The sequence below is a fragment of the Paraburkholderia sp. BL6669N2 genome, assembly GCF_003387275.1.
In the GTDB taxonomy this organism is placed as follows: Bacteria; Pseudomonadota; Gammaproteobacteria; order Burkholderiales; family Burkholderiaceae; genus Paraburkholderia.
Window position 1 is genome coordinate 4,729,316 of record NZ_QUNA01000002.1, and the last position, 6,528, is coordinate 4,735,843.

Annotated in this window: 8 protein-coding genes and 3 pseudogenes; 10 read left to right on the top strand and 1 reads right to left on the bottom strand. The window is 61.4% G+C overall.

The window, feature by feature from the left end; genetic code table 11:
* Positions 1-439: 439 nt before the first annotated feature.
* Both B0G80_RS43780 and B0G80_RS48395 read left to right on the top strand, forming a co-directional pair.
* The gene (locus tag B0G80_RS43780; protein WP_243856376.1) at positions 440-1,741 is read left to right on the top strand and encodes an ATP-binding protein; all 1,302 of its coding nucleotides are present in this window, start codon (positions 440-442) and stop codon (positions 1,739-1,741) included.
* Between the two features lie 182 nt (positions 1,742-1,923).
* A pseudogene (locus B0G80_RS48395) lies at positions 1,924-2,163 on the top strand (hypothetical protein); the annotation flags it as partial.
* Here the strand turns inward: B0G80_RS48395 and B0G80_RS46555 are convergent.
* Positions 2,053-2,325, bottom strand: a complete 273-nt coding sequence (locus tag B0G80_RS46555; protein ID WP_220377535.1) for a hypothetical protein — start codon at positions 2,323-2,325, stop codon at positions 2,053-2,055. The pseudogene B0G80_RS48395 and the gene B0G80_RS46555 overlap by 111 nt on opposite strands.
* Before the next feature lie 109 nt (positions 2,326-2,434).
* Here B0G80_RS46555 and B0G80_RS46560 point away from each other — a divergent pair, with 109 nt between their 5' ends.
* The 8 genes and pseudogenes from B0G80_RS46560 to B0G80_RS48400 form a co-directional block, all read left to right on the top strand.
* Positions 2,435-3,004: an efflux RND transporter periplasmic adaptor subunit gene (locus B0G80_RS46560; protein WP_258879205.1), complete on the top strand. Its 570-nt coding sequence runs from the start codon at positions 2,435-2,437 to the stop codon at positions 3,002-3,004.
* A 63-nt stretch (positions 3,005-3,067) separates the two neighbouring features.
* Positions 3,068-3,325 (top strand): annotated as a pseudogene (locus B0G80_RS47655) (efflux RND transporter permease subunit); the annotation flags it as partial.
* A 28-nt stretch (positions 3,326-3,353) separates the two neighbouring features.
* Complete coding sequence (locus tag B0G80_RS47660) at positions 3,354-3,920, top strand: efflux RND transporter permease subunit (RefSeq protein ID WP_258879206.1); 567 nt, start codon at positions 3,354-3,356, stop codon at positions 3,918-3,920.
* A 203-nt stretch (positions 3,921-4,123) separates the two neighbouring features.
* Positions 4,124-4,683 (top strand): annotated as a pseudogene (locus tag B0G80_RS47665) (efflux RND transporter permease subunit).
* 43 nt (positions 4,684-4,726) lie between these two features.
* The gene (locus tag B0G80_RS47670) at positions 4,727-4,960 is read left to right on the top strand and encodes a hypothetical protein (RefSeq protein WP_116123660.1); all 234 of its coding nucleotides are present in this window, start codon (positions 4,727-4,729) and stop codon (positions 4,958-4,960) included.
* Positions 4,961-5,487: 527 nt separating this feature from the next.
* Positions 5,488-5,862, top strand: coding sequence for an efflux RND transporter permease subunit (locus tag B0G80_RS47675; RefSeq protein ID WP_258879207.1), 375 nt, complete (start codon positions 5,488-5,490; stop codon positions 5,860-5,862).
* On the top strand, positions 5,823-5,930 hold the full coding sequence (locus B0G80_RS47680) for an efflux RND transporter permease subunit (protein WP_258879269.1): 108 nt from the start codon (positions 5,823-5,825) through the stop codon (positions 5,928-5,930). The genes B0G80_RS47675 and B0G80_RS47680 overlap by 40 nt, the downstream gene beginning before the upstream one ends.
* A gap of 314 nt (positions 5,931-6,244) precedes the next feature.
* Positions 6,245-6,528: efflux RND transporter permease subunit (locus tag B0G80_RS48400; protein ID WP_408969405.1), on the top strand; the 284-nt coding region annotated here is incomplete at its 3' end.

A 6,528-nucleotide genomic window follows, 5' to 3' on the forward strand; every position in this document is an offset into this window, starting at 1 on the left:
CCGTCCGTCAAAGCAACAAAGCAATGTTGCACATCACTTCGGCGCCAGGGCTGCTCGTCGGGGTCTGCGGGTTGCCGACTTTGTGCTACTGGTCGTCCTGGGTGCACTTGCGCTCGGAGGGTACATCAGCCTGAATGAACGTACACCGAAACGATTATCCCCCGCCGTGATACCTTCACGATCGTTCAATAGCCTGGCATCACAGTGCACAGTGCCGTATGCGGCACTGATGGACTTGGCGCAGCTCGCGCGACGCTATGGCAATTCGTCCGCCAACTTTTTGGACGCGCTGTACGGCATGACCGCGCAAGTGGATAAGTGCCTTTCCCAGGCAACGATGCAGAGGACCGGCCGCGGTCCCGGGACCGGTCAATCGAATGCCAAAGGCACCTGACTGTTTTATGTATAACCTGCGTAGCAGGTCAATCGAGAAAGCGAGATGAAAGGAAGCGGCATGTCGGTATGGCGGGGTTCCCTTTTCGCCCGCAACGTATTGCTGTTGATTGTACTGATGCTGACAAGTCAGATCCTGGTCTTTGGCGTCTATCTGAACTTTATCCAGAAGCCGAGAGTTGACGATGGGGCAGCGCTCGTGGCATCGCAGATCCGGATCCTGAACCGGCTGTTGTCGGTCCTGCCGGACGACGAGCGAAACCGGCAACTGCTTGAAATGAATCGAGCGCCCCAGAGTGAACTGCCGCCGCCGCAGGCTCACGACGGGTTGCCTCCCGACTACATGGCGCACCGCTTTTTCGGTCGGCTCGCATCGGAGCTTGCCCCGGACGAACAGTTTCGCTGGGAACGCGACGGGCACCGGATCTGGGTGCGTCTACATGTGCAGGATGTGTGGTACTGGGTGGCGCTGCGTGGAACCTCGGCCATGAGCAGTACGCTGCCCTGGGCGCTGATCGGCCTGTTGTTAGGTGCGGCTACCCTTCCTGCTCTTGGGGCCTATCTGATCCACCGGCCGGTCGAACAGGCGCTGCGCCGGCTGGCGCGCGCTGCCGGCACCATCGAGCGTGGCGTCTGGCCCGAAGCGGTTCCCGTGAGCGGCCCGCGCGAGCTGGCAGCAGTAGAGGAGGCGTTCAACCGGATGGCGTCGACACTCGAAGATCTCGAAGCGACGCGCGCCGAAATGCTTGCGGGCATATCGCATGATATCCGCACGCCGCTGACCAAGCTGCGCATGGCCATCTTCGCACCCGAGTCATTCGAGGCACCGGCCGCCAGCGCGGAACGCTTTGTCGAGGAGATCGACGCGATCGTCCAGCAGTTTATCGATTTCGCCCGTGGGTGGGATAGCGAACCGGCGACGCACGGCGATCTGAACGCGCTGATCGAACAGCTCGCTGCCGACTATGCAGGTCTCGGTCGCACCTTCGAACTGTCGCTCGCGGAATTGCCACCTGTTGCGTTCCGACCGGTTGGCATGCAGCGCCTTCTGATGAACCTGATGCAGAACGCGGTCGTGCACGGTCAGGTCGGACTCGCAGTCAGGACTGCCATCGACGCGCGAACTCTCTCGATTGCGGTTGAGGATCGGGGACCGGGTGTGCCTCAAGCGCTTCTGTCGTTGATAAAGCAACCATTCAGGCGCGGCTCTGAGGCGGATCGAAAGGGCGGAAGCGGCCTCGGTCTCGCGATAGCGGAGCACATCGCACAGCAGCATGGCGGCACGCTCGATCTCTTCCAGAATGCACCGTCCGGACTCAAGGTCGTGGTGCAAATTCCCATTCCTTAACGGGCGCTTGTCAGCGCGATGACTGCACCGTCGTCGTGTCGTAAAGACTACGATTCAATGTGATCCTCGAGCCCCGCCCAAAGGTCCGGCAGGGCAGCGTGAGCATTTGATGAGATGGCCATTTTTTTTCAGGTCGTATGATGAAGAACCTTACAAGATACTTTGCAATACTAAGTATATTCATGGCCGGCGTCGTGGCTACTGGGTGGCTCCACCAGACTCACGGTCACCGTCAGACGGCTGTCGCACCGGATCCGATCCCCGTGAGCGCAGTCGCGGCTTCGTTTACCGATGTTCCTGTCTACATCGATTCACTCGGCACCGTGACACCGACGCGTACCGTCACGGTCATCACGCAGGTCAACGGGATACTGCGTTCCGTCGATTTCGGCGAGGGGCAGACGGTCAGGAAAGGACAGGTGATTGCACGCATCGATTCGCGGGCGCTCGACGCGCAGTTGCTGCAGGCACAGGGTACGCTGCGCCATGACCAGGCTGTACTCGCAAACGCGAAACTGGACCTGCAACGTTATCAGCAGCTGATCAAAGCGGGTTCGATTACACAGCAGACGCTCGATACGCAAGTTGCTAGCGTCCAGGAGGACGAAGGTACCGTGCTGGCAGACACGGGCAACGTGAAACAATCTGCAGGTTCAGGTCGGCTATTGCACCATCACGTCTCCGGTGGACGGCGTGGTGGGTCTGCGCCTGGTCGACCCCGGCAACTACGTGAGCAGCACCAGCACGACCGGTATCGCGGTCATCACGCAGATGCAGCCGGCGACCGTGATCTACTCGGTGCCGGAGGACGACGTGGGACAGATCCGGCGGGCGATGTCGCACGGGGAGGTTCAGGTGCTGGCCTACGACCGTGACGGCAAATCGTTGCTGGCGAAGGGCTCGCTGCTTGCGGTCGACAACCTCGTCAATACGAGCGCCGGCACGATCAACGTCAAGGCCGTCTTCCCCGATTCCGGCAGCGCGCTGTTCCCAAACGAATTCGTGAATGTCCGGATGCAGGTCGACACGCTGCGCCGGATTCCGGTCGTGCCGACTACGGCAATCCAGCATGGCGCGAACGGCAATTTCGTTTTCGTGATCGGCGGCGCAGGCGCAGTGGTATTGCGCAACGTGAAGACCGGGCCGGTAAAAGGCGACGACACGGCGATTCTCGATGGCGGTGTGAAGGCAGGAGAACGGGTCGCGACCGACGGTGCAGACAGGCTTGATACCGGCTCGCTCGTGAAAGTCGTGGCGCACTGAGCGGAGCTGACGATGAATGCTTCACGAATCTTTATCGAGCGGCCCATTGCGACCGCGCTGTTGATGATCGCGTTGTTTCTGGCCGGGGTGCTGGGATACATCCTGCTGCCTGTTTCGGCGCTACCGGAAATCGACTATCCGACGATCCAGGTCTACACGCAGTATCCCGGCGCAAGCCCGGATGTGGTCAGTTCGTCGATCACCTCGCCGCTCGAAAGACAGCTCGGCCAGATGTCGGGGCTGAAGGCGATGAACTCGACGAGCTCGAACGGCACGTCGGTGATCACGTTGCAGTTCGATCTGTCGTTTTCGCTCGACGTCGCCGAGCAGGAAGTGCAGGCCGCGATCAATGCGTCCTCGAGCTTTCTGCCGGCTAATCTGCCGTATCCGCCTGTTCTACAGCAAGGTCAACCCTGCCGACGCCCCGGTGCTCACGCTGTCGCTGACATCCGACGTGCTGCCGCTGACGAAGGTCGAGGACCTGGCCGATACCCGGCTTGCGCAGAAGATCTCGCAGATTTCAGGCGTGGGCCTGGTCACGATCAGCGGCGGTCAGCGGCCGGCCGTGCGGGTGCAGACCGATACCGGCGCGCTCAACGCACTCGGCATGTCGATCGACGACGTGCGTACCGCGCTCGGCAGTGCCAACGTTGACCTGGCGAAGGGCAGTCTCGACGGAAAAGTACCAGTCGTACTCGATCGGCGCGAACGACCAGCTGCAATCGGGCGGCAGACTATCCGCGACCTGATCATCGCGTACCGGCAAGGCGCAACCGGTTTCGGCTGGCGCAGATCGCCAAATCCATCGACAGCGCCGAGAATTTGCAACAGGCGGCGTGGACCAAACAGCACGCCGTCTATCGTGCTGAACATCCAGCGGCAGCCGGGCGGCCAACGTGATCGATGTGGTCGATAGCGTGCAGAAGCTGTTGCCGCAAACTGCGGGCGAGCTTGCCCGCATCGGTGAAGGTCGCCGTGCTGACGGATCGCAACAAAGACGATCCGCGCGTCGGTTGCCGACGTCGAAAACGGAGTTGGCAATCGCCGTGGCGCTCGTCGTGATGGTGATATTCGTATTCCTGCGCAAATGTGCCCGCTACCGTGATTCCCGCAGTCACCGTGCCGCTTTCGCTGGCCGGCACACTCGCGCTCGCGTACGGGCTCGGGTTTTCGCTGAATAACCTCACGTTGATGTCGCTGACCGTCGCGACAGGCTTTGTCGTCGACGACGCGATCGTAATGATCGAGAACATTACGCGCTACATCGAGGCCGGGGAAACGCCCCTGAGGGCCGCGATCAAGGGTGCGAAGGAGATCGGCTTACGATCATCTCGTTGTCCGTGTCGCTGATTGCGGTCATGATCCCGTTGCTGTTCATGGGCGACGTGGTCGGGCGCCTGTTCCGTGAGTTCGCGCTGACGCTGTCGGCGGCGATCGTCCTGTCGGCGTTGGTGTCGCTGACGCTTACGCCGATGATGTGCTCGCGCATGTTAAAAGCACGGCCACACTCGCATCGGGTCGATTTCTTCGACCGGCTCAACAGCAGGTACATACGCGGTCTCGACTGGTATTGTCGATCGGCGCCTGACGATCGCATCGGTGGTGTTGACGGCCACGCTGACGTTCGTCGCACTGATGTGATGCGAAGGGCTTCTTTCCCGAGCAGGACACAGGTCTGATCGAAGGTGTCGTGCAGGCGCACCGACCATTTCATTCCAGCGCATGATCGGCCAACAGCAGCAGGTCGTCGACCGGATCGCACGCGATCCGGCAGTCGCAAGTCCTCGTCGTTTGTCGGCATCGACCAGACGAGACGACGATCAATCAGGGCACGCTCTTGATCAATCTGAAGGACAAGGGCGAGCGAGCGGCATCGACGAGGTGATCCGCCGCCTGACCGGTGACACCGCGGACCTCGCGGGCGTGCGCCTGTTCTGCATCCGGTGCAGGATCTGACGCTCGACGAACCATCTCGACGACGACTACGTCTCGGCGTACAGTCGACTGATCCGGCGCTGCTTAATCGGCTGGACTGGCGAGTTGGTTGGCGCGTTGCGCCGCGATCCGGCGTTTGCCGATGTGCAGAGCGAGGCGATGCAGTCAGGCAATCAGGTGCAACTCACGTTCGACCGCGATACCGGCGTCGCGCCTTGGCATCACGCCGCAGGCGATCGACGACGTGCTGTACGACGCGTTTGGTCAGCGCAGGTGTCGACGATCTACACGCACTGAACCAGTATCACGTGTACTGGTCGCGAGAAACAACGCCGACGACCTTGCGCATCTGCTTTCAGGACTCTATGTCGATACGTCGTCGGGCAGCCTCGCGCCGCTCGCGTCGATGGCGACGATGAAGGTCATGCCGCGCCGCTGAGGATTGATCGCAAGGGCCAGTTCCCATATGCGGACGTGTCATTCAATCTCGCTCCGGATACAGCCTCGCACTGCGATTGCCCGTCTTGAGAGGGTCAGGAGCAGATAGGTTGCCGCAGTCCGTCCAGGTGTCGCTGGAAGGATCGGCCGCGACCTTTCAGTCGTCGCTGGCGAGCGAAGGTATCTGGTCGCCGCTGGCCGTGATCGTGGTCTATTTGATGCTCGGCATCCTGTACGAGAGCTTCATTCATCCCGTCACGATCCTGTCCACGCTCCCTCGGCGGCGCTTGGCGCTGCTGGCGGCTGCTGATGGCCGGGACGCAGTTCGACATCATGGGCCTGATCGGTATCGTGCTGCTGATCGCATCGTGATGAAGAACGCGATCATGATGATCGACTTCGCGTGGAAGGGCAACGCAACCACGGCCTGTCCGCACACGATGCGATCCGGCGTGCGGCTGAACAGCGCTTCCGTCCCATTCTGATGACGACGATGGCGTCGCTGTTCGGCGCACTGCCGCTCGCGTTCGCTCCGGCATGGGCTCCGAGTTGAGGCATCCATCGCATCGCGATTATCGGCGGCCTGTGCGTCAGCCAGTTGCTGACCTTGTTCTCGACGCCGGTGATCTATCTGGCAATGCATCGTCTGGAAAGACCTTTGTTGCGGACGAGCCGATCGCAACGGAGTATGTGCAATGAACTGTCTGGCCCATTCGTCAGGCGGCCCATCGCGACGACGTTGCTGGCGGTCGCCCTTGCGCTGTTCGGTATCCTGGCATTCAGGCTGCTGCCGGTCGCGCCACTGCTGAAATCGACTTTCCTACGATCCTGGTGCAGGGGCAACTGCCCGGCGCCGATCCGACGACCGTGGCCACTCGGTCACGACGCCGCTCGAGCGGCAGTTCGCCATATTGCGGGCCTGGCCCAGATGACGTGGTCAGCTCGCGCGGACAAACGCAGATCACGTTGCAGTTCGACCTGAGCCGGAATATCGACGGCGCGGCACGCGACGTGCAGGCCGCGATCAACGCGGCGAAAACCAACCTGTCGCCGAACATGGACGGCAGCCCGACGTATCGCAAGGTCAATCCCGCGGATTCGCCCATCCTCGTGATCAGTCTGACCTCCGACACGGCCACGCCAGCGCAGCT

What these genes read in the sequence shown, in the direction of transcription:
- B0G80_RS43780 (WP_243856376.1), top strand. Translation starts at nt 440, where the DNA reads ATGAAAGGAAGCGGCATGTCGGTATGGCGGGGTTCCCTTTTCGCCCGC.
- B0G80_RS47660 (WP_258879206.1), top strand. Translation starts at nt 3,354, where the DNA reads ATGCGTCCTCGAGCTTTCTGCCGGCTAATCTGCCGTATCCGCCTGTTC.
- B0G80_RS47670 (WP_116123660.1), top strand. Translation starts at nt 4,727, where the DNA reads ATGATCGGCCAACAGCAGCAGGTCGTCGACCGGATCGCACGCGATCCG.